The sequence below is a fragment of the Pandoraea sp. ISTKB genome (assembly GCF_001721285.1).
GTDB classification, from domain to species: Bacteria; Pseudomonadota; Gammaproteobacteria; order Burkholderiales; family Burkholderiaceae; genus Pandoraea; species Pandoraea capi.
Map to the genome: position 1 here is coordinate 54446 of NZ_MAOS01000037.1, position 24002 is coordinate 78447.

Consider the following 24002-nt stretch of genomic DNA (forward strand, 5'->3'; position numbering starts at 1 on the left):
ACTGGGAGCGGAGTGCGCCATGGCTGTGATCAAAACGTCCCTATCTGCCTTTGCCGGTGCGCCGGCGCATGGTGTGCCGCCGTCGCATGACGAGCGCAAATTCGTGACGGCGCTCGCGCGGGGGCTGGAGCTGCTGCGGGCCTTCGGGCCCGACGACGTGTTGCTCGGCAACCGCGACTTTGCCGCCCGCACGGGCTTGCCCAAGGCGACCGTCAGCCGCCTGGCGTACACGCTGACCGAACTCGGCTATCTGCGTTACGACGCCGAACTGGGCAAATACGCGCTGGACGCAGGCGTGCTGGCCCTCGGTTACGCATTCCTCAACGGTACCGACATGCTCACGCTGGCGCGTCCGCACATGCGGGCGCTGGCCAAGGAAATGGGTTGCTCGATTTCACTTGGTTGTCGCGAAGGCCTCGACATGATGTATCTCGAGACGATTCGCAGCGACTCGGCGCATCTCACGCTGGGTTTGACGGCGGGGTCGCGTCTGTCGATGCTGACAAGTTCGATGGGGCGCGTCTACCTCGCGGCCATGACGCCGACTGAGCGCGAGACGATGCTCTCCGACTTGCATGACGCCTACGACGCGAATCCGGCGGCACTGCGCAATATGGGATGGGAGGCGTTGCTGGCCGGGGTCGGCAAGGGCATCGAATCGTACAAGCGGGAGGGGTGTTGTTACTCGTTCCGCGACTGGCATGAAGGAGTGAATGCCGTTGCGGTGCCGTTGCGCGACGTGCGGCAAAACCGGTGGCTCGCGATCAGTTGCAGCGGGCCGTCGTCGTCGATTCCCGATGCGGTTTTTCGCGAAGAGATCGGACCCCGGTTGAAACAGTTGGCCGCTCGGCTCAGCGGAAACGCTTAAGCGGTCGGTGGTCAATCGGCTTGGGGGTCGCCCGCAGCACTCCGACACCGTTTTAAGTCGCACTGCGGGCGACCCCCAACCCGATTCACAACCGTCGTCGATGCGATGACACCGAACGCAATGCAGGCGGCAACGCTAGGGCATTCGATGGCGGTGATTGCCCGGCCCCTGACGTAGCGACTTAACAAGCATTGGAGCGGAGTCAGGGGCCGGGCAAGCGCCGCAGCCCCGGGCAGAGGAGAGGGCGAGAGCCGTCTCTATACGAAGGTTCAAATCACAGCAACGTCCGCACGTGCCACAACTCAGGGAACAGCACGACATCGAGCATCTTGCGCAGATAGGGCGCACCGTTGGTGCCGCCAGTCCCTTGCTTGAAGCCGATGATGCGCTCGACGGTTGTCACGTGACGGAAGCGCCATTGACGGAACGCGTCTTCGAGATCGACCAGTTCTTCGGCCATCTCGTAGAGTTCCCAGTGCTGCGAGGGATTGCGATACACCTCTAACCACGCCGCTTCGACGGTCTTGTCGTGCGGCGTCGGCTTCGTCCAGTCGCGATCCAGCCGCTCCGGCGCAATCGCAAATCCGCGACGCGCGAGCAAGCGCACCACTTCATCGTAGAACGACGGCGCCTTGAGGGCCGCCTCGACCTGCTGGAACAGATCGGGACGATGCGAGTGCGGCTGGAGCATCGCCACATTCTTGTTGCCCAGCATGAACTCCAGAATGCGGTACTGATACGACTGGAAGCCCGATGAGCTACCCAGCGACGGACGCATCGACGAGTACTCCGACGGCGTCATCGTCGCGAGCACGCTCCATGCCTGCACCAGTTGCTCGAGAATGCGCGACACGCGAGCGAGCATCTTGAACGCCGGCGGCAGTTCGTCGTTATGCACCGCCGTGCGCGCTGCCTGCAACTCATACAGCGCGAGCTTCATCCACAACTCGCTCGTCTGATGCTGAATGATGAACAGCATCTCGTTGTGATCGGTCGAGCGCGGATGCTGCGCATTCAGAATCGGATCGAGCGACAGGTAGTCGCCGTAGCTCATGCTCTTCGAGAAATCGAGCTGGGCGTCGTGCCACTCGTTGGCGTTCGCCGACGTCGATGCCGGAGCATCGGCCGTCGGTACACCTGCCGTCTCGTCGCTCCGATGCCCGAACGGGCATCCACCCGACGATGCCTGAGTCGGCGACGGCGCGGCGCCTTCGCCTGCCGGCGTGTGAGACGTGGGGGAAGTCTTACTCATGCTGACCGCTCCTCGCTCAGGTCACCGTGCCGCGACGATGAAACTCGGGCTTGTCCCACGAGCCCGTGCTCAGCACGTCGCGCAGAATTTCGACCGAGTCCCAGACGTCGGCAAAGCTCGTGTACAGCGGCGTCATGCCGAAACGCATGATGCGCGGCTCGCGGTAGTCGCCGATCACGCCACGCGCAATCAACGCCTGAATCACGGCAAACCCTTCCGGATGCTCGAAGCTCACCTGCGACCCACGTGCCGCATGGTCGCGCGGCGTGACCAGCGTCAACGGGAATTCGGCGCAACGCTCCTCCACCAGCTTGATGAACAGGTCGGTGAGCGCGAGCGACTTGCTGCGCAACGCCTGCATCGACGTCTGCGCAAAGATGTCCAGACCACATTGCACCAGCGAGAGCGAGACGATCGGCTGCGTGCCGCACAGGTAACGCCCGATGCCGTCGTCAGGCGTGTATTCCGGCGTCATCGCGAACGGCGTGCGGTGGCCCCACCAGCCCGACAGCGGCTGCCAGAACGTGTCCTGATGCTTCTTGTTGACCCACACGAACGCAGGCGCGCCCGGGCCGCCGTTCAGGTACTTGTACGTGCAACCCACAGCGTAGTCCGCGTTCGCGCCGTTCAGGTCGACCGGTACGGCACCTGCCGAGTGACACAGATCCCACACCGCCAACGCGCCGGACGCATGAATCTGCGCCGTACGTGCCGCCATGTCGTACATCGCGCCGGTGCGGTAGTTCACGTGCGTGAGCAGGACCACGGCGACGTCGTCGCCCAGCGCGCTTTGCAGTTCGTCCGGCGAGTCGATCAGACGCAGCGAGTAGCCGTCGTCAAGCAAACGCGTCAGGCCCTGCACGATGTACAGATCGGTCGGGAAGTTGCTGCGCTCCGACACGACGACCTTGCGCTGCGGCGCACGTGCACGTTGTGCGTCGAGTGCTGCGGCCATCACCTTGAACAGGTTGCTCGACGTGGTGTCCGTCACCACGACTTCCCCCTTGCCTGCGCCGACGATCGGCGCCAGCGCATCACCCAGCGTGCGCGGCAGCGCGAACCAGTCGGCTTCGTTCCAGCTGCGAATGAGACCCACGCCCCACTCTGCGGTAATCACTTCCTGGGCACGCTTGGCCGATGCGATCGGACGCGCTCCCAGCGAGTTGCCATCAAGATAAATGACCCCCGGCGGCAAGTCGAATTGAGCGCGTAGCGGAGCGAGCGGATCGGCCGAGTCGAGGGCCAGACAATCGTTGCGAGAAGACGTCATGGTTTGCGTTGGTAGAGGTGGATGTTGTAAAGGCAATCGAAGCAAAAAAACGGTGTGCGATGACGCTCAGAGCGAACGCAGCACGGCGCGAACCGGGCTGGCGTCGAGTCGCATGAACTTGAGCGGCAGGGCAATGAGTTCGTAATCGGCAGGCTCGATGGCGTCGAGCACCAGCCCTTCGAGAATCGCCATGCGATGCGCGCGAATGCGGTGGTGCGCGTCCATCGTCTTGCTCTCCTGCGGATCGAGCGACGGCGTATCGATGCCCACGAGCTTCACGCCGTGCGAGGCAAGCAGGTCGATGGTCTCGGGCGCGACCGCGCAGAAGGCGCTATCCCACTGCGCGACGGGGGCGTGCGCATAGGTGCGCAGCAGCACGCGCGGCGGCACATCCTTCAGGTGCGCTTCGACCATCTCGGGCGTGACGACCGGCGAGGCGCCGATGCAGTGAATCACCCGGCACGGCCCCAGATACGTCTGAAGATCGACTTCACCGATGAACGCACCGGCATCGTCGTAGTGACGCGGGGCGTCGGCATGGGCACCGGTGTGCGGCGACAACGTGATGCGCCCCACATTGACCGGGCAGCCCGGACCGATCTGCCAGACGGCTTCCTCGGCGAACGGGGTGTCGCCCGGCCACACCGGCGTGCTGGCCGAGAGCGGCGCGCTGATATCCCACACGCGACGCTCGCGAGTCTGGGCGTGTGCGACGGTATTGTCCGAGGCGTTGGAAACGTTCGAAGCGTTCATTCGCAAGCGTTTTGTGAAAGGAAAAGTCCCACATAGTGTAGGAAATTCCTCGCCGCAGGTGCTTGCGTATTCGAAGGGCGTGAAACGTCAGATTGAAACCCGGCAAACATTTTTGCCGTTTTCGCGGTGGATTATTTTAATTTTCGCGAAATTGATCGAATTCGATGCGAGTTCGACAGAATTCGGGCAGGGCGCTCAGGCAGGGTGCGGGATAGCGCAGGCGCGCCTCGGGAAACCGCGCCCGCGACTACCGGCCCTGCGTCATCTGCTGGATGAGTTCGCGCAGCGAGTCCTTCAACTGCGCCGATTGCGTCTCGCCAAACCGCGCAAGCACATGCGCTTCATGACGACGCGCGCTATCGAGCAGTGGCGTGACGTGAATGACGCCCGCCTCGGTCAGCGACACGAGCGACTGACGCTTGTCGGTGGCACTCGCACCCCGCACGACATACCCCGCTGCCTCAAGCCGGTCGATCACCTTGGTGACCGTGGGTTGCTTGGCAAGCACGATGTCCGCGAGTTGATTGACGGTACGCGCCCGGGCGTCGGAGAGCGTAGCGAGCACGCGCCACTCCAGCACGCCCAGACCGGCGGCAGCGACTTCACGATGGAATTCGTCCGAGACGAGCGCGCTCGCGCGGGCGAGCAGATACGCCAGATAGTCGTCGACGAACGGCGCTCCCGCCACGGACATCGCGCGCCTCAGCCCAGCGACTGCGGCTTGTGGAAGCCGCCAGCGTGGAAGATCAGCGGCATGCGATCCGCCACTTCCTCATGCACGCCGCAACGCTCGACTTCGCCCACGAAGATGACGTGGTCGCCCTCGTCGTACCGGCTGCGGTTGTGGCACTCGAACCAGGCGAGCGCGCCGTCGAGCACCGGCGTACCCGACGCCGACAGCGTGTACGGCACGCCCGCGAACCGGTCGCCCTTCATCGTGGCGAAGCGCTTGCACAGATCGAGTTGATCGGCCGCGAGCACATTCACCGCATAGTGCGAGTTTTCACGGAAGACAGGCATGCTGCCGGCTCGCGTGGCCAGGCTCCACAAGATGAGTGGCGGCGTGAGCGACACCGAGTTGAACGAACTGGCGGTAATGCCGATGAGCGAGCCATCGTCGGCCCGCGTGGTGATGACGGTGACACCGGTGGCGAATTGACCGAGCGCACTGCGAAAAGCCGCGCTGTCGAAGTCCGGCGCTGTGGCGTGTTTGACGTTCACTTTCCCTGCACTCCCGTCCATTGCGTCCGGTAAATTTGATCGGGTTGATTTGTATGAATATTCATATACTATGGCACGAACAACAGATCGACAAGACGCGTGATGGCCAAACATGGCTCCCTTTCGGGGCGAGAAGGTCAGGCGCTCAGGAGACGATATGCTGATCGAGCGAATCGAGCATAAGTGGATCGACGTATTTGCCGAGACTTTGCGGCGCTGCGACATACGACCCGGTGACGTGGTGGCGATTGTAGCTGAAACCCAATCCCGGCCTGTCAACGTGGAATTAGCGCAACTGGCCGCCGAGTCGCTTGGCGCAAGGCCATTCCGGCTGGTTGTGCCCAGCCCGCGCCTGTCAGCGCCGGTGCCCGTGCGCTCGACCGGTGCGAGCGACGCGCTGGGCCAGCTCGCCCCCGTCGTGGCGGCCCTCAAGGCGGCGACCCTCGTTGTCGACTGCACGGTCGAAGGCTTGCTGCATGCCCCCGAACTGCCCGACATTCTGGGCGGCGGCGCGCGCGTGCTGATGGTCTCCAACGAGCATCCCGAGATTCTGGAACGCTGCGCGACCGACCCGGCGCTGGAGCCGAAGGTGCGCGCTGCGATCAAGCGTTTGCGCGGTGCAGCACAGATGCATGTGACGTCTGCCGCCGGCACCGATCTGCGCATCGGACTTCGCGACGCGCGCGTGGGCGGCGTGTGGGGCTGGTGTGCCAAGCCCGGGCAGGTCGCGCACTGGCCCGGCGGACTGGCGCTGGCGTTCCCCGCCGCGCACAGCGTGAACGGCCAGCTCGTGCTCGCGCCGGGCGACATCAACCTCACCTTCAAACAGTATTTGCGCGATCGCATCGCGCTCACCGTCGAGGACGATTACGTCGTCGCCATCGACGGCGAGGGCGTCGACGTCGATCTCATGCGCGACTACTTTGCCGCCTGGGGCGATCGCGAGGCGTACGCCGTCTCGCACGTCGGCTTCGGTCTGAACCAGCGCGCGCGCTGGGATGCGCTCGCCTGCTACGACAAGCGCGACTGCAACGGTACGGAGCAGCGCGCCTTCGCGGGCAACTTCCTCTATTCGACGGGGGCCAACGAAGTCGCCGGTCGCCACACGCTGGGCCACTTCGATTTGCCGCTGCGCAAATGCACGATCTCGCTCGATGGCGACGTCGTCGTGCGCGACGGTGAACTGCAAGGCGAGTTCGCATGACGACGCCCGTTCCGCCCACATCATCCACTCAGTCTGACGGTCCTGTCTGTCCAACCTATCGTGTTGCGGGCGAGGGCCCGCTCACGCTCGTGCTGCTGCACGGTATCGGCGGCAATCGCGATGTCTGGCCCGCTCAGTTCGGGACGTTCGTTGCGGCGGGCTATCGCGTGGTGGCCTGGGACATGCCGGGGTATGGCGAAAGCGCCATGCCCGCCGCGCCGACGATGGCGGCGCTCGCCGACAGCCTGCGCGCGTTGCTCGACCGTCTGGCGTCGCTCGGCGCTTCGCGGTTCGTGCTCGTCGGCCACAGCATGGGCGGCATGGTCGTTCAGGAATTGATGGCTCGCGGCGAGCCCTTCACTCGCGATATCGCGGGCCTCGTGCTGTGTGGTACATCGCCCGCGTTCGGCAAGCCGGACGGCGACTTTCAGCGCGAATTCGTGCGCCAACGCACCGCGCCGCTCGATGCGGGCAAGACCCTGCGCGAGATGGCGCAGGCGATCGTGCCGGGCATGCTGGGCGAGCCCGACGACGTCACCCGTGAACAAGCGCATGCGCTGGCCGTCGACGCGATGGGCGCACTCACGCCCGACGCCTACCGCGCGGCATTGCAGGCGCTCGTCGGCTTCGAGCAGCGTGCCGCGCTGACGCGTCTGTCCGTGCCGGTGCTGCTCATTGCCGGTGAGCACGATAACAACGCGCCGCCGAAGGTCATGGCGCGTATGGCCGAGGCCATTCCCGACGCACGTTACGTCTGTCTGCCCGGCGCGGGTCATCTCATGAATCTCACGCATCCGGTGGCATTCGACGCCGAGGTGCAAGCGTTCCTCTCGGCGCTCTAGCCACTGCCTACCCACATCAGGCACCACAAGAACCTATCAGGAGACTACCGTGGCCTATCAGCCCCCTTCGATCCTCGGCGAGCACTACCCGCTCACGGACAAGCAGCGGCGCCTGCTGGCGCTGGCAGAACAGGTGGGACGCGAGTCGCTCGCGCCGCGCGCCGCCCGCTGGGATCGCGAAGCGTCATTCCCGTTCGAGAACTACGACGACATGCGCGCGGCCGGCCTGCTCAAGCTGTGCATTCCCGAAGCGGATGGCGGTCTGGGTGCCGACTTCGCCACGTACATGATGGTGTCCGCCGAGTTGGGACGCCATTGCGGCGCGACGGCGCTCACGTTCAACATGCATACGTGCTCGATGATGTGGACGGGCATTCTGGCCGACGATCTCGACATGACCGCCGAGCAACGCGCCGAGCACGCGGGGTATCGCAAGCATCACTTCGAGCGTGTGATTCAGGACGGCGCAATTTACGCGCAGCCTTTCTCCGAAGGCAGCGCAGCCGCGGCCGGCAAGGCGCCGTTCGGCACCACCGCGACGAAGGTCGATGGCGGCTGGCTCATCAATGGCCGCAAGATCTTCGCATCGCTCTCCGGCGCTGCCAACTACTACGGCGTGCTCTGCACGGAGGAGAAGCCCGAACTGTCGATGAAAGACACGTTCTACATCGCCGTGCCGGGCGACGCCCCGGGCGTGACCGTCACCGGCGACTGGGACCCGCTCGGCATGCGTGGCACCGTCTCGCGTACGCTGCTGTTCAAGGACGTGTTCGTTGCCGACGAACTGCAACTGATGCCGCGCGGTGTCTACTATCAGGCAGCGAGCCGCTGGCCGCACATGTTCATGACGCTCGCGCCGACGTACATGGGGATCGCGCAGGCCGCCTACGACTTCACCGTGCGCTATCTGCGCGGCGAAGCCGAAGGCATGGGCGCGCCGGTCAAGCGCCGCATGTATCCGACCAAGCAGATCGCCGTCGCGCAAATGCACATCATGCTGGAGCAGACGCGCGCGTTGTTCCTGCGCGCGTTGCAGGACGGTCGCGCCGATCCGGGCAAGGAAGCGCGTCTGCGTGCCTATGCGGCGCAGTACACGATCATGGAGAATGCGAACGAGTTGTGCCGCCTCGCGATTCGCACATGCGGCGGACAGTCGATGCTCAAGACGCTGCCGCTCGAGCGCATGTATCGTGACTCGCGCTGCGGTGCGCTGATGCTGCCGTGGACGGCGGAACTGTGCCTCGACCGTATCGGGCGCGAAGCGCTCTATGAGCCGGGCGAGCGCGACGAGTAATCGCGGCGAACGCGTCGTCATCGGTGAATGCTCGACGAGGTTATACGTTGGCAAGTCGGCACGTCGGCATGTCGACGGCAGATCGCAAAAAAATCGGCAAGTCAGTGGTTCAGCGAAACGGCGAGGCGACGTGCGCCTTGCCGTCTCTCTTGTCACGGAGAACAAGTTGACGCCTTTTGTAGAAGCGCTTGCCCGTCACGCGCGCGCCACGCCCGAGCGGCTGGCGCTGCGGTGCGGCGTGGGAGAGCAGGCCCTGACGACGGACTACGCGGCGCTGTGGCGGCGCATCGAACGCGTGGGCGGTCATCTGCGTGAGACGTGGCGCATCGCCCCCGGTGATCGCGTCGCGTGCCTCGGTCTGAACGACGAACTGCAACTGGCGTTGTTGTTCGCCTGCGCGCGAGCCGGTGCCATCTTCCTGCCGCTCAATTTCCGTCTTGCCGTGCCTGAACTGGCTGCGATCGTGCGCCATGCCGGCGTGCGCGTGCTGTGGTTCGATGCGGTGCATCGTGACGCCGCGCGCCAGATTCGCGACACGCTGGAGCAGGACGCCATCACCGATTTGCCTCCGCCCGCCATCGCGCCGATCGAAGGCCTGATCGCGGTGCCTTCCGTCAAACCGGTCCATTACCCCGACGTCTCGCCCGACGCGCCCGTGCTGCTCGCTTACACCTCTGGCACGACCGGGGAGCCCAAAGGCGCGCTGCACACGCAGGCGGGCTTGCTGGCCAATGCCGAGGCGAGCTGGTGGTCGCACGACATGCGCGCCGACGATCATGTGCTCTCGACGCTGCCGATGTTTCACGTCGGCGGTCTGTGCATTCAGACGCTCCCGGCGCTGTTGCGGGGCGTCAGCGTCACGCTGCACCCTCGCTTCGATCCGGCGGCGTGGCTCGCAGACGTCGCGCGACATCGCCCGACGCTGTCGCTGATGGTGCCCGCCACGATGCGCGCCGTGCAGATGCACCCGATGTGGGCGACGACGGATGTCTCGTCGCTGCGCGGTGTAATGGCCGGATCGAGTGTCGTACCGATGTCTGCCATCGACGCCTTTCACGCACGCGGCATTCCGCTGGGGCAGGTGTACGGCGCGACGGAAACCGGGCCGGTGTCGATTGCGCTGCGCTTCGGCGAAGCGAAGGCGCATCCCGGCGCGGTGGGACGTGCGTGTCCGGGCGTGGAAGTGCGTCTGGTCGATGCGGCAGGGCAGGACGTGCTGCCCGGCCACGTCGGCGAGATTCTGGTGCGTGCGCCGAACGTCATGCGCGAGTACTGGCGCGCGCCCGGTCACGTCTCGTTCGCAGATGGCTGGTTTCACTCGGGCGACCTCGCACGACTGCGCGAGGACGGCTGTTACGAGGTCGTTGGCCGCAGCAAGGACATGATCATCTCGGGCGGCGAGAACATTTACCCGGCGGAGATCGAGAACGCGCTGGTCGACTGCCCGGGCGTGATGGAGGCGTCGGTCGTTGGTGTGCCGGACGAGCGATGGGGCGAAGTGCCCGTTGCCGTGGTTGTACCGACGGCGGACTCGCCCGCAACGCAGACGTCGGTGCTCGACTTCCTCGGCACGCGCATTGCGCGCTTCAAACTGCCGCGACGCGTGGTCGTTTTCGACAACCTGCCCAAGAGCGCCCTTGGGAAAGTGCAAAAACCGATTCTCATCGAGTGGCTATCCGACGGCCCGGATTCGTAAATGTCTACCCGGATTCGCTAATCAGAATCTTTATTCAGTTTTTGCTTAAAAACGCCGAGCGCCTTGTCACACAAGGGACTCGGCGTTTTTTTATGCTGGACTTCCGCGATGCATAAGGGAAAGTCCCTATGCGTAATCGCCCAATTTGTTACCATCGGCTGAGAATCGCATTTTTTACTTTGGGAATTGCATCGCAAGATAGCGCCCATGTCGTCATCGGCGGCACAGCCTGCCGGTTTTTTTGCTTTCTTTAGTTTTTGAAGACGATGGACACCACCGAAGCTCATTCGGTCTCCGAGCGCGTACTGCAAGTCCTTGTGACTGTGGCGCGTCATGGACGCCCGATCGCGGCACGCGAGATCGCCGCGCAAACGAGCCTGCCGCTCTCTACGGTTTACCGCCACCTCGTGCCGCTCAAGAAGTGGGGCCTGGTGCAAGAGCATGCCCATGAGGCGCTCTATGAACCTGGTCCGGTTGGCGTGCAATTGGCGTGGGGTTTCGACCACAACTCGCATCTAGTCACCCAGGCGCGTGAAGAGATCGACGCCCTCGTGCAGCGTACCGGGGAGACCGTCGGTCTGCTCGTCGCCGCGAACGGTCAGGTCGTCTGCCTCGACATGCACGAGAGCGAGCAGTCGCTGCGTTGCTCGTTCGCCAAGGGACGTGCGCACCCGCTGGTGCACGGCGCGTCGGCCAAGGCCTTGCTCTCCTTCCTGCCCCAAACCACCCGCGATAACCTGATCGGCCGCCAACTGGCGGGTCAGCCGGTTGCGCAAGAGCGTCTCGTTGCGCAGATCGAAGAGATTCGCAAGCAGCGGTATGCCGTGTCGGAGAGCGAAGTGGACTTCGGCGTGTGGGGCGTGTCGGCCCCGGTGTTTGCCGCGAAGGAACGTCTGGAAGGCACCATCACCCTGATGGCGCCGGCCGTGCGTGTGGCGCAGCGCCACGAGGAGCTGATCCGCCTGACGGTGGCGGCAGCCGAGCGTATTTCGAATCGATTGCAGTACTTTTAACCGGTTTTTCCGAACCGAGACTACACGAAGGAGTACCAGATGAAATTGCGTCACATCCTGTTCACGATGGCGCTGGCCGTCACCTGCTCGACCAAAGTTTTCGCTGCCGACGACGTGCTGCGTGTTGCCACCGACGCGACCTTCCCGCCGTTCGAATACGTGGAAAACGGTAAGCGTACCGGCTTCGACGTGGAAATGATCGAAGCGCTCGGCAAGGCCATGGGCAAGAAAGTCGAGTGGACGGATATCGATTTCAAGGGCCTGATCCCGGCCGTGCTGTCCAAGCGTGTCGACGTGGCCGCTTCGGCGATCTACATCACCGACGAACGCCTGAAGGCCGTGAACTTCACGCACCCGTACTACACCGGCGGTCTGGCCATCATGGTCAAGGCTGACAACACCAGCATCAAGGAACCGGCCGATCTGAACGGCAAGAAGGTCTCGGTGCAGGTCGGTACGAAGTCGGTGCAGTTCCTGACGGAAAACTACCCGAAGGTCTCGCGCGTGGAAGTCGAGAAGAACGACCAGATGTTCGAACTCGTGAAGATCGGTCGTGCCGATGCGGCCGTGACCGGCAAGCCGGCTGCGCTGCTGTACGCGAAGGCCAATCCGGCCGTGAAGGTGCTCGACAAGACGCTGACCGTCGAGCGCTACGGCTTCGCCCTGCGTAAGGACGACAAGGCGCTGACCGAAGAAATGAACAAGGCGCTGGAAAAGGTGCGTGCCGACGGCACTTACGCCGCACTGGTCACCAAGTACTTCGGTTCGTCGAAGTAAGGTCTGACGTCAGGGCACGACGACGCGCGAACCGTCGCACCGATCCGGGGCGACCTCGCCCACGTCGTCACCCTGAGCACTACCCGGGCGGGCTGGCCGTCACCCTTCGCAGGGCGACGTCGCCCGCCCAAGCAATAAAGCATTAGCGCAGTAGAGCAACTGACGGAGTACGCATGGAACTCGATTTCTCGCCGGTGTGGGCAAACTGGACGGACCTGGCGCGTGGCGCGCTGGTGACCGTCGAAGTCACTGCCTGTGCCCTGGCCCTGGGCTGTGTGCTGGGCTTGCTGGTCGGCATGGGCCGCCTCAACCCCGCTAACCGCATTCGCTACGGCATCTGTACCGCATACGTCACGTTCATTCGTGGCACGCCGCTGCTGGTGCAGCTCTTCATCCTGTTCTTTGGTCTGCCGCAGTTCAACATTCTGCTGCCCGCGTTCGTGTGCGGTGTGCTGGGGCTGGGCATCTACAGCGGTGCTTACGTCTCGGAAATCGTGCGCGGCGCGATCCAGTCGATCGAGCGCGGCCAGATGGAAGCCGCCCGCTCGCTGGGCATGCCGTACGGTCTGGCCATGCGCTCGGTGATTCTGCCGCAGGCTGTCGTGCGCATGATTCCGCCGCTGGGCAATGAATTCATCGCGCTGATCAAGAACTCCGCCCTCGTGTCGCTGCTGACGATTCACGACGTGATGCACGAAGGCCAGAAGATCATCAGCGTGTCGTATCGCTCGCTGGAAGTGTATCTGGCGATTGCTTTTGTTTATCTGATTCTGACCGGTGTCACCACGCTGTTGCTGCAGCGCGCCGAGAAGTCCCTGCGTGCCGGAGGTGCCGTGCAATGAGCGAAGTGAATCAAGCGGGCAAAGCCCCGATCCTGAAGATCGAAGGGCTGGGCAAGGCCTACGGCAGCCATCAGGTCCTGAAGGGCATCGATTTCGAAGTTCAGGCGCGTCAGGTCGTGGTGGTCATCGGCCCCAGCGGCTCGGGCAAGAGCACGTTCCTGCGTTGCTGCAACGGGCTGGAGACGGCCGAGCAGGGCACCATCGAGATCGTCGGCAAGAAGCTCGTCGATCACGGCAAGATGATGGGCGAGAACGCCCTGAACCAATTGCGCACGGACGTGGGCATGGTGTTCCAGTCGTTCAACCTGTTCCCGCATCTGAGCGTGGTCGATAACGTGACGCTCGCGCCGAAGAAGCTGCGCGGCCTGAAGAGTGCCGATGCCGATAAGCTGGCCCGCGAACTGCTCGCCAAGGTCGGACTCGCCGCGAAGGCCGATGTCTACCCGGGCACGCTCTCGGGCGGTCAGAAGCAGCGTGTGGCGATTGCCCGCGCGCTCGCCATGCAGCCGCAGGTCATGCTGTTCGACGAACCGACGTCTGCACTCGATCCGGAACTCGTCGGCGAAGTGCTGCAAGTGATGAAGGCACTCGCGAACGACGGGATGACCATGCTCGTCGTCACGCACGAAATGGGTTTCGCCCGTGAAGTCGCCGATGTGGTGGTGGTGATGGATCAGGGCCGGATCATCGAAGCCGGTTCGCCGGAGCAGATCTTCACCGCACCGCGCGAAGCACGTACGCGCGAATTCCTGCAAGCCGTGATTTCGCGTTCGGCGTAATTCGCGCAGCAGGCGTGATGCGATGAATATGTGACAGACGCGCACGCCGGGAGCGTGCGATCCACGTGTGTCATGTGAGCAGTACGGTAATTCGGCAACGATCAGGTAAGGCAAGGCAGGAAAACGTATGACAATCGATCGAGCAGTCTGGCAAGGCCGTGTGGATACCGGGGAAACCGGTCACACGCTGCGTCTGCATCAGGTGCTGCGGGACTACGACGCGTGCGACGCATCCGAAGTTACCGGTGGCGCCGTGGTGCTGGGCTTCTGCAGCGATGAGGGCGTGCGCCGCAATCATGGGCGTCAGGGGGCCGTAGCAGGTCCGGACATGCTGCGTCGGGCACTGGCGAGTCTGCCTGTGCAGGGCACGCCGGCAGTGTTCGATGGCGGCAACATCGTCTGTGCCGACGAGCGTCTCGAAGCGGCGCAAGCGGCGCTGGGGCATCGCGTGGCCGAAGTGCTGGCCGCGGGGGCGCGTCCGGTGGTGCTGGGCGGCGGACATGAAATCGCTTACGGCACGTTCCTTGGGGTGGCCGAGCATTACGGCGACCGTCTGCGCGACGAGCCGATCCTGATTCTCAACTTCGACGCACACTTCGATCTTCGCGCTCAGCCGACCGCCAGCTCGGGTACGCCGTTCTGGCAGATCTCGCAGTTGCTCGCGGGGCGTCAGGCACCGTTCCAGTATGCTTGCCTCGGCGTGAGCCGCTACAGCAATACCGACGCGCTGTTCGAGCGTGCGGCGTCGCTGAACGTCGACTACTGGCTCGACGACACGATGCTCGCGCACCGTCTGCCGGAAATGTGCGAGCGTCTGGAGAAGAAGCTGGCGAAGGTGAGCCACGTCTATCTGACCATCGACATGGACGTGCTGCCGGGCGAGAAGGCGCCGGGCGTGTCGGCGCCGGCGGCACACGGCGTGGCGCTCGAAGTCGTCGAGGCGCTGATCGGTGTGGTGCGCCGTTCAGGCAAGCTGCGCGTGGCGGACATTGCCGAGTACAACCCGACGTACGACCGCGACGGCCTCACCGCGCGTGTCGGCGCGCGTCTGCTGCATCCGCTGATCACGCAGTTGCAGGGCTGACTTGCCGTGACTGTCGGCGCTTGTGCTGACGTCTGATCCAACGGTGCAAGCCGGTATGGGCGGTGAACACAAGGCGACAGCGCCGTAGCGTGACCGGGCGGTTGAGCGGCGTGAAAGGTTATTTGCGCCATTCGCGAGACTTCTGCGCGACAATAGGGCGGGCGATCGAACCATCGATCGCCCGCCCTATTTGTTTGGTGCAGTGCGACACGGCCGGGCGCACAACCGCTCACCGACGCGCACGCACGAACGCAGTCGACAAGCGAGGTCAAGATGACAGAGCAGACGAACTCTCCGAGCGATACCCGTACCGAAGTCGCCACGCTGGCTGGTGGTTGTTTCTGGTGCCTCGAAGCTTGCTATCAGCAACTGGACGGCGTGAAGTCCGTCGTCTCGGGCTACGAAGGCGGGCACGTCGACAACCCCACTTACGAGCAGGTTTGCGAAGGTGATACGGGTCACGCCGAAGTGGTACAGGTGACCTACGATCCGGACGTCGTCACGTTCGAGGAAATTCTGATCGTGTTTTTCCAGATCCACGATCCGACCACGCTCAATCGTCAGGGCAACGATATCGGCACCCAGTACCGCTCGGCGATCTTCTATCACAACGACGCGCAAAAGACGGCTGCCGATCATCTCATCGCCGAACTGATGGCCGAGATGACGTATCAGCATCCGATCGTCACGCAGGTCGTGCCCGTGCAAACGTTCTGGCCGGCCGAGGCTTATCACCAGAACTACTTCCGCCAACATCCCGATCAGGGCTATTGCGCTTACGTCGTCGCACCGAAGCTCAAGAAATTCCGCGAGAAGTTCGCCCGCCGCTTGAAGCCGGCGGCGTGAGTTTCTGATCGACGTACGTTACTTCATACCGCGATCGACCGGCCTCCCCAGGGGGCTGGTCAAAGCAGCGTGCAGTTGTAGAGCGCATCGTGGTGCGGCGAAAGCGGGTAGGGGGGCGGCGTGGGCTTCGACGCCTTACGCCGCATTCGTTGCGCCTCCGAGTCGTGCGAAATCGGAATTCTTCCCTTTGGCTTGCTTCGCACCCGTGAGGGTTCGTCCCGCTGCCGGCAGCGTTCCAGATGCTCGATGAATGTGCCGATACGTGGCGCTTCGGCTTCCGGCGGGCGGGACGTAACGCTCGCACTGAAGGTGCGGTGACGTCTGCGCTCATCGAGACGCTGGTGATCGTCCGGTGACGCTTGACGACGCTCGCTATCGGGCATCGCCCGCCACGTCGACACGCCTGCCGCGCTGTAGTGGAAATCGAGAATCCGCTTGTGATCGTGAGCGACTTGCGCGGCGTGAGGGCTTTCGCCGTCGAGATATGACAGTTCATGTCCGCCGGCCGCGTGCAGTGCGAGATCACCCGGCGTATCGAGATCCGCGAGGTCGGGCAGCTTGCTGCGGCCGATCGCCACGATGCGCGATCCCACGTCGTAGCGAAGGGCGGCGAGTGTCCCCGGCAAGTATTGGGGTTCGTCGCGCAGCAATGACGGCAGTCCCAGCGCCTTGAGTCTCGCTTCGAGCAACGCATCGCCCCCTTGCGGGTGAAGTGCCAGTGCGGTGGCCACCGAATTCCTCAGTTCTGCATTGCGCGTATAGCGTCGTGACGGACACCCCTCCTGCGGCGTGACCAGCGCTGTGAGCACATTGTGTGTGTATTCATTCACATGTACGGCCCGGCAACCGTTGTCCTTCGGCGCCGCATGCGCTTTCGATTTCCACGAATCCATTCGGATGGTGTGTCCTTCGGGCAAACGATTTCTGATGCTCGTAAATGTCGTTGCAGGACGAGAGGTGGCGGGTACTTCCCCCGTCTTAATTTGCCAGTCCGACAGTTGCGGCCAGTAACCCGGCAGCGGTTGCGATGGTACATGCATGGATGCGCTCCTTCAGGTCAGAGAATCGAGCACGTGAGGCCATTCTGCATCGCATCGAGCGGCGAGAGCGCAGGCTGGCGTGAAGCGCTGTGGCGTGTATTGCGCCCCGATGTGTGGTGAGTGTCGCGATGACGACAGCGCGCGAGTTGCGCCGTGAAGTCCGACAACTGTGTCTGGTCTCGCGTTGCGTCAACGTACCCCATCGGCGGCAGTGCGGTATGGCCGGGCATGCCTGCGGCCCGGTAATGGAAAGCGAGGATCGGCGCGTGGTCTTGCCGGATGCGTGGTGCGTAACGGTTGCCTTCGTGCAGGAACGCCAGTTCGCTTTCGCCCGCGAACAGGTACTCCGCCTCTCCGGGATGATCGACGCCCAGAAATTCCATACGACCGATGCGCACACTGTTGGCCCCGACGTCGTAGCTCAGGGCTGCGAGGGTGCCGGGCAGATATTCGGGTTCGTCGCACAACAATGACGGCAGGCCCGCCGCGAGGATATGCGAGGGCACGGCAAGCGCTTTGCCGTGGGGATGAAACTGGAGAATTTCCGCGAGGGCGGTACGTAGCTCGGCGTTACTCGCATAAGCGCTGAGCGCGCAGGCCGACCGGGGCGTGACGAGTTCCGCGAGTGCGCGCGCGAAGTATTCGCCGACCGGAATCGGTCGGCATTCGAAAGTCGGACGGAACGACGCGAAGGGCGACACCGGCATGGGGGCGGCGGGGTCGAACTGAGGTCTCTCGGGCAGTTGGTTCCTGATTTCCTGCATATCGATGACGACCTCATGTCGCTGGCCATCGGCCTCGATAGGTACCGACGGGGCGTTCGCCCGTGCTTGCGGAATTGCCAAAGCGAGGAACGGCATGGTTCATGCTCCCTTGAAAAGAGTGGAATGGCGATGAAGCGATAAGGGGGGGGCATCGAGGCTATTTCGGGGATCGGCATCGTCCGGCCACATGCCCTGAAGCCGTGCGTGCGACCGGTCACCCGTTCGCAGCTCAACCGACGACGCTGACCTGTGCCCCTGCCGTCTCGGCAAACAGGATCAGGCAGGGCTCGCCCACGTCCGCTGCGTGTCCATAGGCGGCGTCGAGATGGTCGAAATAGAACGCTTCCGAGGGGTTTTCCACCTGCTGGGTGACGATGGCGAACCGGTGGTGATCGAAACGGATGTCGAGAAACGTCAGACTCGTGTGGAACCAGACGACATACCCGGCGAAGGGCAGCGTTGCCGGAAGTTCGGGAAGCGCGGCAGTGGCCGTTTCGATACCCATTCCCGTGATTTCCGTGACCTTTCCGTTCGCTGGGGGCGTGCCGCTCTGTGCGTTCAGCCAGCGACGGTATTCCTCGCGCGCAGGGCGATGTTTCATTGACGTGCCTCCAGAGAAGTGACGACGACGCTGTCCGAAGCGTCGAGCGATGGTGCGGCCGTTGTTCGAGAGCGGTTTTCGCGAATGCACCAGGAATTGCCGAATTTGCATCGATCCACACCGATGGCGATGGAAAGATGATGCCCGGGCAGGCCGGGGATCGGGTTGAGGTGCGTCCGAAAGCGGTATCGGACAACGCCTTGGTTTGGGGATTGGGAAAGGGAAGGTGAGCCAGAAAAACGTTGGTTGAATTATTTGATCGGTGGCATTGAGGATTTATGGTAGGTAAATTCGTTGCTCGATCAAAGGTTGCGGATCGGCCCCTGGCAAGGGGTTCCGGGCGCTTTGGTCCGGAAATGCGCGCCACGCATGAACGTTCATATATTCATTATTTTTCGCATAAAATGACCGCTCTCCTTCATGAAGTCTTCAGGTAGTCCGCCGTGCGCCCCCTGCCTTTCCGCGATGCGTTGATGGCCATGATCGGCATCGCGCTCGTCAATATGCTGGTCGCCCTCGACCAGACCGTCGTCAGTACCGCCCTGCCTTCCATCGTCGCCGAACTCAAAGGTTTCGAGTATTACGCCTGGATCGCGAGCATTTATTTGCTGGCCTCCGTCGTGACCGTGCCGGTGTTCGGACGTCTTGGCGATTACTTCGGCCGTCGCCGTTTCGTGATCGCATCGGTCCTGACATTTACTTTCGCCTCGCTGCTGTGCGGTCTGGCACCCAACATGCCGTTCCTCGTCTTCGCGCGAGGTTTGCAAGGCATCGGTGGGGGCATGATGGTCGGTACGGCTTTCGCGTCGGTGCCCGACCTTTTTCCGGATGCCCGCTCGCGCGTGCGCTGGCAGGTCGTGATCACGACGGCGTACGGTATCGGCACCGCCGCCGGCCCGTCGTTGGGCGGTCTGCTCTCGGAACACTTCGGCTGGCGTTCGACGTTCTTCGTCAATCTGCCGGTCGGTCTGGCGGCGCTCTATTTTGTCTGGCGCTATTTGCCGAAATTCCCGCCCGCGCACAAGGGCGACGTTCGCGTCGACTGGCGCGGCGCGTTGTGGATCGCCGTCGTGCTCGGCGGTTTTCAGGTCTTCATCGAGAACGTGCCGTCGCACGGTGCGTCGCTCGGCAATCTCGCGCTGATCGTGGCGGTCGCCGTCGGTTTCTGGGCATTGCTGCGCACTGAGCGCAGCGCCACGCATCCGATCGTGCCGCTGGACATGTTCCGTCACCCGCAACTCGTGGTGCTGTTCACGCTGTCGGTCCTGATCGGCTTCGTGATGTACTCCCTGATCTTCTTCGCGCCGCTGTTGCTGCAAGGCGGCTTCGGTCTGAGCCCGCAGGCGGCCGGACTGATTGCCACGCCGATTGCTGCATGTATCGCGCTGGGCAGCTTCATCAACACACCCGTTGTCGTGCGTCTGGCGCGTCCCACGAACATGCTGGTGATCGGTTTCTGTCTGCTGGCGGTCGCCTCGGCCGGCGTCGGGCTGTCGCATAGCGACACGCCGCACGGGCTGCTCGCGATGGCCATGGCCTGCGCCGGTATCGGCATCGGTTTCATCCTGAACAACATGAACGTGTTCGGGCAGGAAATCGCCGGACGCGAGCGCTTCGGCATCACCACCGCATTGCTGCAATCGACGCGTATGGTCGGCGGCATGCTGGGCACCACCATCGTGGGCACGCTGGTCAATCACTGGTACGCCCGAGGTGTTGCCGGTGCGGTGTCGGCCTATGACGGCACACTCGCGGCGCATGCGGTAGCCCGCGCACTCGATCCGCGCATCCTGATCGACCCGGCGCTGCGCACGGACCTGCTCACGGATTTGCGCGCGATGGGCATCGATGGCGCACCGCTGGTCGAAACCGCACGCCAGACGCTTGTGAGCGCCGTTCACGCCGGGGTGCTGCTGACCGGGCTTGCCGCGATCGTTGCGGCATTGCTCGTGCGTCGCATCCGGCAGATTCAGTTTCCCAAGCGCGTCGACCGCACCGTCGTTGCAGCACCGGAATAATCCGAATGCCGCCCGGCGATGTCCGACGCGGCATTGCCGGATGGCGCAAAATCGGCCGCTAGCAGGGCAAAACGGCCGTGAAATGCCGGGCCGGGCCCGACCTCGTTTACAATGCGCGGTGTTTGCCGGGTGAGCCGGCATCACCGAATTTTGTGAATGAGGTTTCCATGATCATCAAGCCACGCGTGCGCGGCTTCATCTGCGTCACCACCCATCCCGTCGGCTGCGAAGCCAACGTCAAGCAACAGATCGAATACGTGAAGGCGCAAGGCCCGATCGCGAACGGCCCGAAGAAGGTGCTCGTGATCGGTGCATCGACCGGCTACGGTCTCGCTGCACGTATTACGTCCGCCTTCGGCAGCGACGCCGCCACGCTCGGCGTGTTCTTCGAGCGCCCGGGTACCGATACTAAACCGGCCACGCCGGGCTGGTACAACACGGCCGCCTTCGACAAGTTCGCCACGGAAAAGGGTCTGTACGCGAAGAGCATCAACGGCGACGCTTTCTCCAGCGAAATCAAGGCCAAGACCATCGAGACGATCAAGAGCGATCTCGGTCAGGTCGATCTGGTCGTGTACAGCCTGGCTGCGCCGCGCCGCACGCATCCGGAAACCGGTCAGGTGTTCAACTCGGTGCTCAAGCCGGTTGGCAAGTCGGTGACGCTGCGCGGCATTGACACGGACAAGGAAGTCGTGAAGGAATCGGTGTTCGAGCCTGCCACGCAGGAAGAAATCGAGAACACGGTGGCCGTCATGGGCGGTGAAGACTGGCAGATGTGGATCGATGCGCTGGCTGAAGCCGGCGTGCTCGCCCCGGGCGCCAAGACGACCGCGTTCACGTATCTCGGCGAGAAGATCACGCACGACATCTATTGGAACGGTTCCATTGGCGCGGCCAAGAAGGATCTGGACGAGAAGGTGCTGGGCATTCGCGCCAAGCTGGGCGCGACCGGTGGCGATGCACGCGTTGCCGTGCTCAAGGCATTGGTCACGCAGGCCAGCTCGGCCATTCCGATGATGCCGCTCTACCTCTCCCTGCTGTTCAAGGTCATGAAGGCCAAGGGCACCCACGAGGGTTGCATCGAGCAGATCTATGGCCTGTACAAGGACAGCCTGTACAGCGCATCGCCGTTGCTCGACGAAGAAGGCCGTGTGCGCACTGACCAGAAGGAACTCGCAGCGGATGTGCAGGGCGAAGTGTCGGCGCTGTGGGACAAGGTGACGAACGAGAACCTGTACGAACTGACGGACTTCGCGGGCTACAAGCACGAATTCCTGCGTCTGTTCGGTTTCGAGATCGAAGGCGTCGATTACGAGGCTGATGTGAACCCGGACGTCGCGATTCCGCACCTCGTCGCCTAAGTTTTACGTCGTTGTTTGCCGCATTAGCGAGCGATGGCCTGAGTCCGGCATGATTGCCGGCTCGGGCCATTGTCGTTTTTGGGGAGGGATTCCGGCGTCGGGAGTGACGTCAGGCTTCGGGCGCGTCTTCGGACGATTCGGACGGTCGCGATGCCTGCGACATCTCGAAGATCCGCTCGGCCAGCGCCTGACATGACAGCGGAGACGAACCTTCCGCCTTGTTGTTGACGATCACATAGACGGGCTGCCCCGCGAGCGCATAGTGCGTGGCGAGTGCCGCCAGCACGTCGCGCGTTGTCGGATCGGGATCGACGATCTTGTCGAATGGTGCGTATTTCGCTTTCGCCTGTTCGTACTTGTGTGCGCTGTTCAGATTCCACCGGACCACCAGCGGGCCGGCGTTCATCTCGTCGAGCAGGGCGAGGGCGGCGGCCTGACGCTCAACATGCGGCATGCGCGCGTGCAGGCCGATGCAGTAGCGCACGCCTAGCTGTCCCAGCGCGCGCATGAGGCGTGGGGTCAGCAACGCGCCGTCACGAATCTCCAGTGCGTAACACGGCCCCGGTGACGGCGTGCCGTCAGGCGTGATCTCGCCTTCGGGCAGCGGTGGCAGGGCGGCGAAGAACGCTTCGATGCGTTGAATCAGTGCGGGCACGTCGCGCAGGAGTTCGACCGGCAACGGCGACACCTGAAACACCAGCACGCCAGCCTTGGGGCCGAGTCCGGCGAGGCAGGGCGCCACGAACTGTTCGTTGGCGATGCGTGCGTCGAGAAAGCAGGGATTGGCACTCAGGCCTTCGCCCTTGTCGCCCCGAACGACGGCATCCGTGACAACGCTCGGCGCCTTGACGAGAAAGCGGAAGTCCTTCGGCACCTGCTCGGCGTACTTCTGATACTCCATGATCGACATCGGTTTGTAGAACGACCGGTCGATGCCGACGCAACGCAGCACAGGGTGACGGGCGTACGCCGTGAGTCCCTGACGTGAGAGTTTGGTATCGCTGTAATCATCGTCCCAGACAATGCCTTTCCAGCCGGGGAACGACCATGAGGACGTGCCGAGGCGGATGCTCCCGGGCAAGTGCTCGCCCAGTGTGTGCATGGCGGGGGGACTGTCGGCAGCACCGACGCCGCCACGGCGGCGAGGGGATTCGGTGCTGTCGGCGGCATCGGGCGATGCCGCACGATGGTCGTCGACCTGCCCGGCGCGCTTGCCTGGCGAAAGATCCTCAGGCGGCGCGCCGAACAGATCGAACTGGCTCATCGGTTTTCGTACATGTAACGGCGCGACCAGGGCAGATTCCTGGCCGATTGCCCAGCCTTGCGGCAAACGATTTGATAGATCGACACGTGATCGTGCTCGAACGCATACGCGCAACCGGCAAGATACACACGCCAGACCCGGAAGCGCTCTTCGCCGGCCAGCTCACGCAGGCGCGGGGCGTTAGCTTCGAAGCGTTCCGACCAGAGCGTGAGTGTACGCGCATAGTGACGACGCAGGCTTTCCACGTCGCTCGCCTCCAGCCCGCCACGCTGCATCGTTTCCAGCGCCAGGCTGATGTGCGGCAGTTCACCGTTCGGGAAGACGTACTTGTCGATGAATTCGCCGCCGCCCATCGCCGTCTCGCCGCTATCCGGATCGGTCGACGTGATGCCGTGGTTCATGGCGACGCCGTCGTCTTTGAGCAACGACGAAATCTTCGCGAAGTAGTCTTTGAGATTCTTGCGCCCGACGTGTTCGAACATGCCCACGCTCGTGATGCGGTCGAACTGACCTTCCACGTCGCGGTAATCCTGAATGCGGATTTCGATCTGATCTTCCAGACCGAGCTTCTTCACGCGTTCGGTCGCCAGATCGAACTGGTTCTGCGAGAGCGTCACACCGATACACTTCGCACCGAACTTCTGCGCCGCACGAATCACCAGCGCGCCCCATCCGCAGCCGATATCGAGCAGTGTCTGCCCCGGCTGAAGCTGGATCTTGGTGAGGATGTGATCGATCTTCTTCTCTTGCGCCGTGTCGAGATCTTCGTCGCCATTTTCGAAGTAGGCACACGAATAGACCATGTTCTTGTCCAGCCAGAGCTGGTAGAACTCGTTCGACACGTCGTAGTGAAACTCGATCGAGCGTTTGTCGGACTTCTTGCTGTGATTGAAGTGACGTACGGCACGCTCCAGCGGGCCGATAGTCGTGAGACTGCTACCGGCGAGCGCATAGCTCATGTCGATGACGTCGGTCAGCCTGCCCTCGACGTCGATTTCACCCTTCACATAGGCCTCGCCGAGATTGTCGAGGCTGGGACTCAGTAGACGCGTCATGGCCGCAGGGCCATTGATGCGCAACGTTACGCTGGGATTGTCGAAGGCACCGAAATCGTATTGCTGTCCGTTCCAAAGCGCGAGGCGGATGGGCAGATTCGAAGATGTCTTGACGCCGCTTACCCAGTTTTCGAGTTTTTTCTCCCACAACATGGATG

The 24002-nt window shown here is 63.2% G+C and carries 23 protein-coding genes; 13 read left to right on the forward strand and 10 right to left on the reverse strand.

The window, feature by feature from the left end; all coding sequences use genetic code 11:
* Nucleotides 1–19: 19 nt before the first annotated feature.
* Nucleotides 20–868: an IclR family transcriptional regulator gene (locus A9762_RS14270; protein WP_240493563.1), complete on the forward strand. Its 849-nt coding sequence runs from the start codon at nucleotides 20–22 to the stop codon at nucleotides 866–868.
* Nucleotides 869–1142: 274 nt separating this feature from the next.
* Here A9762_RS14270 and kynA read toward each other — a convergent pair whose 3' ends face one another.
* The 5 genes from kynA to A9762_RS14295 form a co-directional block, all read right to left on the reverse strand.
* Nucleotides 1143–2120, reverse strand: coding sequence for a tryptophan 2,3-dioxygenase (gene kynA, locus A9762_RS14275; RefSeq protein ID WP_069342669.1), 978 nt, complete (start codon nucleotides 2118–2120; stop codon nucleotides 1143–1145).
* 16 nt (nucleotides 2121–2136) lie between these two features.
* Nucleotides 2137–3390 carry a kynureninase gene (gene kynU / locus A9762_RS14280; protein ID WP_069342670.1) on the reverse strand — a complete coding sequence of 418 codons (1254 nt, stop codon included), beginning with the start codon at nucleotides 3388–3390 and terminating at the stop codon, nucleotides 2137–2139.
* Nucleotides 3391–3456: 66 nt separating this feature from the next.
* Nucleotides 3457–4143 (reverse strand): arylformamidase, encoded by a 687-nt coding sequence (gene kynB, locus A9762_RS14285; protein WP_083253926.1) that lies wholly within the window; start codon nucleotides 4141–4143, stop codon nucleotides 3457–3459.
* 247 nt (nucleotides 4144–4390) lie between these two features.
* Nucleotides 4391–4837, reverse strand: coding sequence for a MarR family winged helix-turn-helix transcriptional regulator (locus A9762_RS14290; protein WP_069342671.1), 447 nt, complete (start codon nucleotides 4835–4837; stop codon nucleotides 4391–4393).
* A gap of 8 nt (nucleotides 4838–4845) precedes the next feature.
* Nucleotides 4846–5364 (reverse strand): flavin reductase family protein, encoded by a 519-nt coding sequence (locus A9762_RS14295; protein ID WP_240493564.1) that lies wholly within the window; start codon nucleotides 5362–5364, stop codon nucleotides 4846–4848.
* 157 nt (nucleotides 5365–5521) lie between these two features.
* On the opposite strand from A9762_RS14295, the gene A9762_RS14300 reads away from it, so the two are divergent.
* The 10 genes from A9762_RS14300 to msrA all read left to right on the forward strand — a co-directional run bounded on the left by A9762_RS14300 (nucleotide 5522) and on the right by msrA (nucleotide 15741).
* Nucleotides 5522–6568 carry a peptidase M29 gene (locus A9762_RS14300; RefSeq protein ID WP_069342673.1) on the forward strand — a complete coding sequence of 349 codons (1047 nt, stop codon included), beginning with the start codon at nucleotides 5522–5524 and terminating at the stop codon, nucleotides 6566–6568.
* Nucleotides 6565–7410 carry an alpha/beta fold hydrolase gene (locus A9762_RS14305; RefSeq protein ID WP_069342674.1) on the forward strand — a complete coding sequence of 282 codons (846 nt, stop codon included), beginning with the start codon at nucleotides 6565–6567 and terminating at the stop codon, nucleotides 7408–7410. Before A9762_RS14300 ends, A9762_RS14305 begins: the two co-directional genes overlap by 4 nt.
* A 49-nt stretch (nucleotides 7411–7459) precedes the next feature.
* Nucleotides 7460–8704: an acyl-CoA dehydrogenase family protein gene (locus A9762_RS14310; protein ID WP_069342675.1), complete on the forward strand. Its 1245-nt coding sequence runs from the start codon at nucleotides 7460–7462 to the stop codon at nucleotides 8702–8704.
* 166 nt (nucleotides 8705–8870) lie between these two features.
* The gene (locus A9762_RS14315; RefSeq protein WP_069342676.1) at nucleotides 8871–10400 is read left to right on the forward strand and encodes a class I adenylate-forming enzyme family protein; all 1530 of its coding nucleotides are present in this window, start codon (nucleotides 8871–8873) and stop codon (nucleotides 10398–10400) included.
* A 266-nt stretch (nucleotides 10401–10666) separates the two neighbouring features.
* Nucleotides 10667–11413, forward strand: a complete 747-nt coding sequence (locus A9762_RS14320; RefSeq protein ID WP_069342677.1) for an IclR family transcriptional regulator — start codon at nucleotides 10667–10669, stop codon at nucleotides 11411–11413.
* A gap of 39 nt (nucleotides 11414–11452) precedes the next feature.
* On the forward strand, nucleotides 11453–12190 hold the full coding sequence (locus A9762_RS14325; protein ID WP_069342678.1) for a transporter substrate-binding domain-containing protein: 738 nt from the start codon (nucleotides 11453–11455) through the stop codon (nucleotides 12188–12190).
* A gap of 173 nt (nucleotides 12191–12363) precedes the next feature.
* Complete coding sequence (locus A9762_RS14330) at nucleotides 12364–13032, forward strand: amino acid ABC transporter permease (RefSeq protein WP_069342679.1); 669 nt, start codon at nucleotides 12364–12366, stop codon at nucleotides 13030–13032.
* Entirely contained in the window at nucleotides 13029–13811 is a 783-nt protein-coding gene (locus A9762_RS14335; RefSeq protein WP_069342680.1) for an amino acid ABC transporter ATP-binding protein, read from the forward strand. Before A9762_RS14330 ends, A9762_RS14335 begins: the two co-directional genes overlap by 4 nt.
* A gap of 127 nt (nucleotides 13812–13938) precedes the next feature.
* Nucleotides 13939–14895: a formimidoylglutamase gene (gene hutG, locus A9762_RS14340; protein ID WP_069342681.1), complete on the forward strand. Its 957-nt coding sequence runs from the start codon at nucleotides 13939–13941 to the stop codon at nucleotides 14893–14895.
* Between the two features lie 273 nt (nucleotides 14896–15168).
* On the forward strand, nucleotides 15169–15741 hold the full coding sequence (gene msrA, locus A9762_RS14345; RefSeq protein ID WP_069342682.1) for a peptide-methionine (S)-S-oxide reductase MsrA: 573 nt from the start codon (nucleotides 15169–15171) through the stop codon (nucleotides 15739–15741).
* A gap of 59 nt (nucleotides 15742–15800) precedes the next feature.
* On the opposite strand, the gene A9762_RS14350 is transcribed toward msrA, so the two are convergent.
* The 3 genes from A9762_RS14350 to A9762_RS14360 all read right to left on the reverse strand — a co-directional run bounded on the left by A9762_RS14350 (nucleotide 15801) and on the right by A9762_RS14360 (nucleotide 18146).
* A complete protein-coding gene (locus A9762_RS14350; RefSeq protein WP_069342683.1) occupies nucleotides 15801–16634 on the reverse strand; it encodes a hypothetical protein in 834 nt (277 codons plus the stop codon).
* Between the two features lie 164 nt (nucleotides 16635–16798).
* Nucleotides 16799–17641 carry a hypothetical protein gene (locus tag A9762_RS14355; RefSeq protein ID WP_069342684.1) on the reverse strand — a complete coding sequence of 281 codons (843 nt, stop codon included), beginning with the start codon at nucleotides 17639–17641 and terminating at the stop codon, nucleotides 16799–16801.
* 133 nt (nucleotides 17642–17774) lie between these two features.
* Complete coding sequence (locus tag A9762_RS14360; RefSeq protein WP_069342685.1) at nucleotides 17775–18146, reverse strand: hypothetical protein; 372 nt, start codon at nucleotides 18144–18146, stop codon at nucleotides 17775–17777.
* 479 nt (nucleotides 18147–18625) lie between these two features.
* Here A9762_RS14360 and A9762_RS14365 point away from each other — a divergent pair, with 479 nt between their 5' ends.
* Both A9762_RS14365 and fabV read left to right on the forward strand, forming a co-directional pair.
* A complete protein-coding gene (locus A9762_RS14365) occupies nucleotides 18626–20164 on the forward strand; it encodes an MFS transporter (protein WP_069342699.1) in 1539 nt (512 codons plus the stop codon).
* Between the two features lie 167 nt (nucleotides 20165–20331).
* Complete coding sequence (gene fabV / locus A9762_RS14370; protein WP_069342686.1) at nucleotides 20332–21525, forward strand: enoyl-ACP reductase FabV; 1194 nt, start codon at nucleotides 20332–20334, stop codon at nucleotides 21523–21525.
* Nucleotides 21526–21634: 109 nt separating this feature from the next.
* Here fabV and A9762_RS14375 read toward each other — a convergent pair whose 3' ends face one another.
* Entirely contained in the window at nucleotides 21635–22789 is a 1155-nt protein-coding gene (locus tag A9762_RS14375; protein WP_069342687.1) for a DUF72 domain-containing protein, read from the reverse strand.
* Nucleotides 22786–23997 carry a cyclopropane-fatty-acyl-phospholipid synthase family protein gene (locus tag A9762_RS14380; protein ID WP_069342688.1) on the reverse strand — a complete coding sequence of 404 codons (1212 nt, stop codon included), beginning with the start codon at nucleotides 23995–23997 and terminating at the stop codon, nucleotides 22786–22788. The genes A9762_RS14375 and A9762_RS14380 overlap by 4 nt, the downstream gene beginning before the upstream one ends.
* Nucleotides 23998–24002 lie beyond the last annotated feature (5 nt).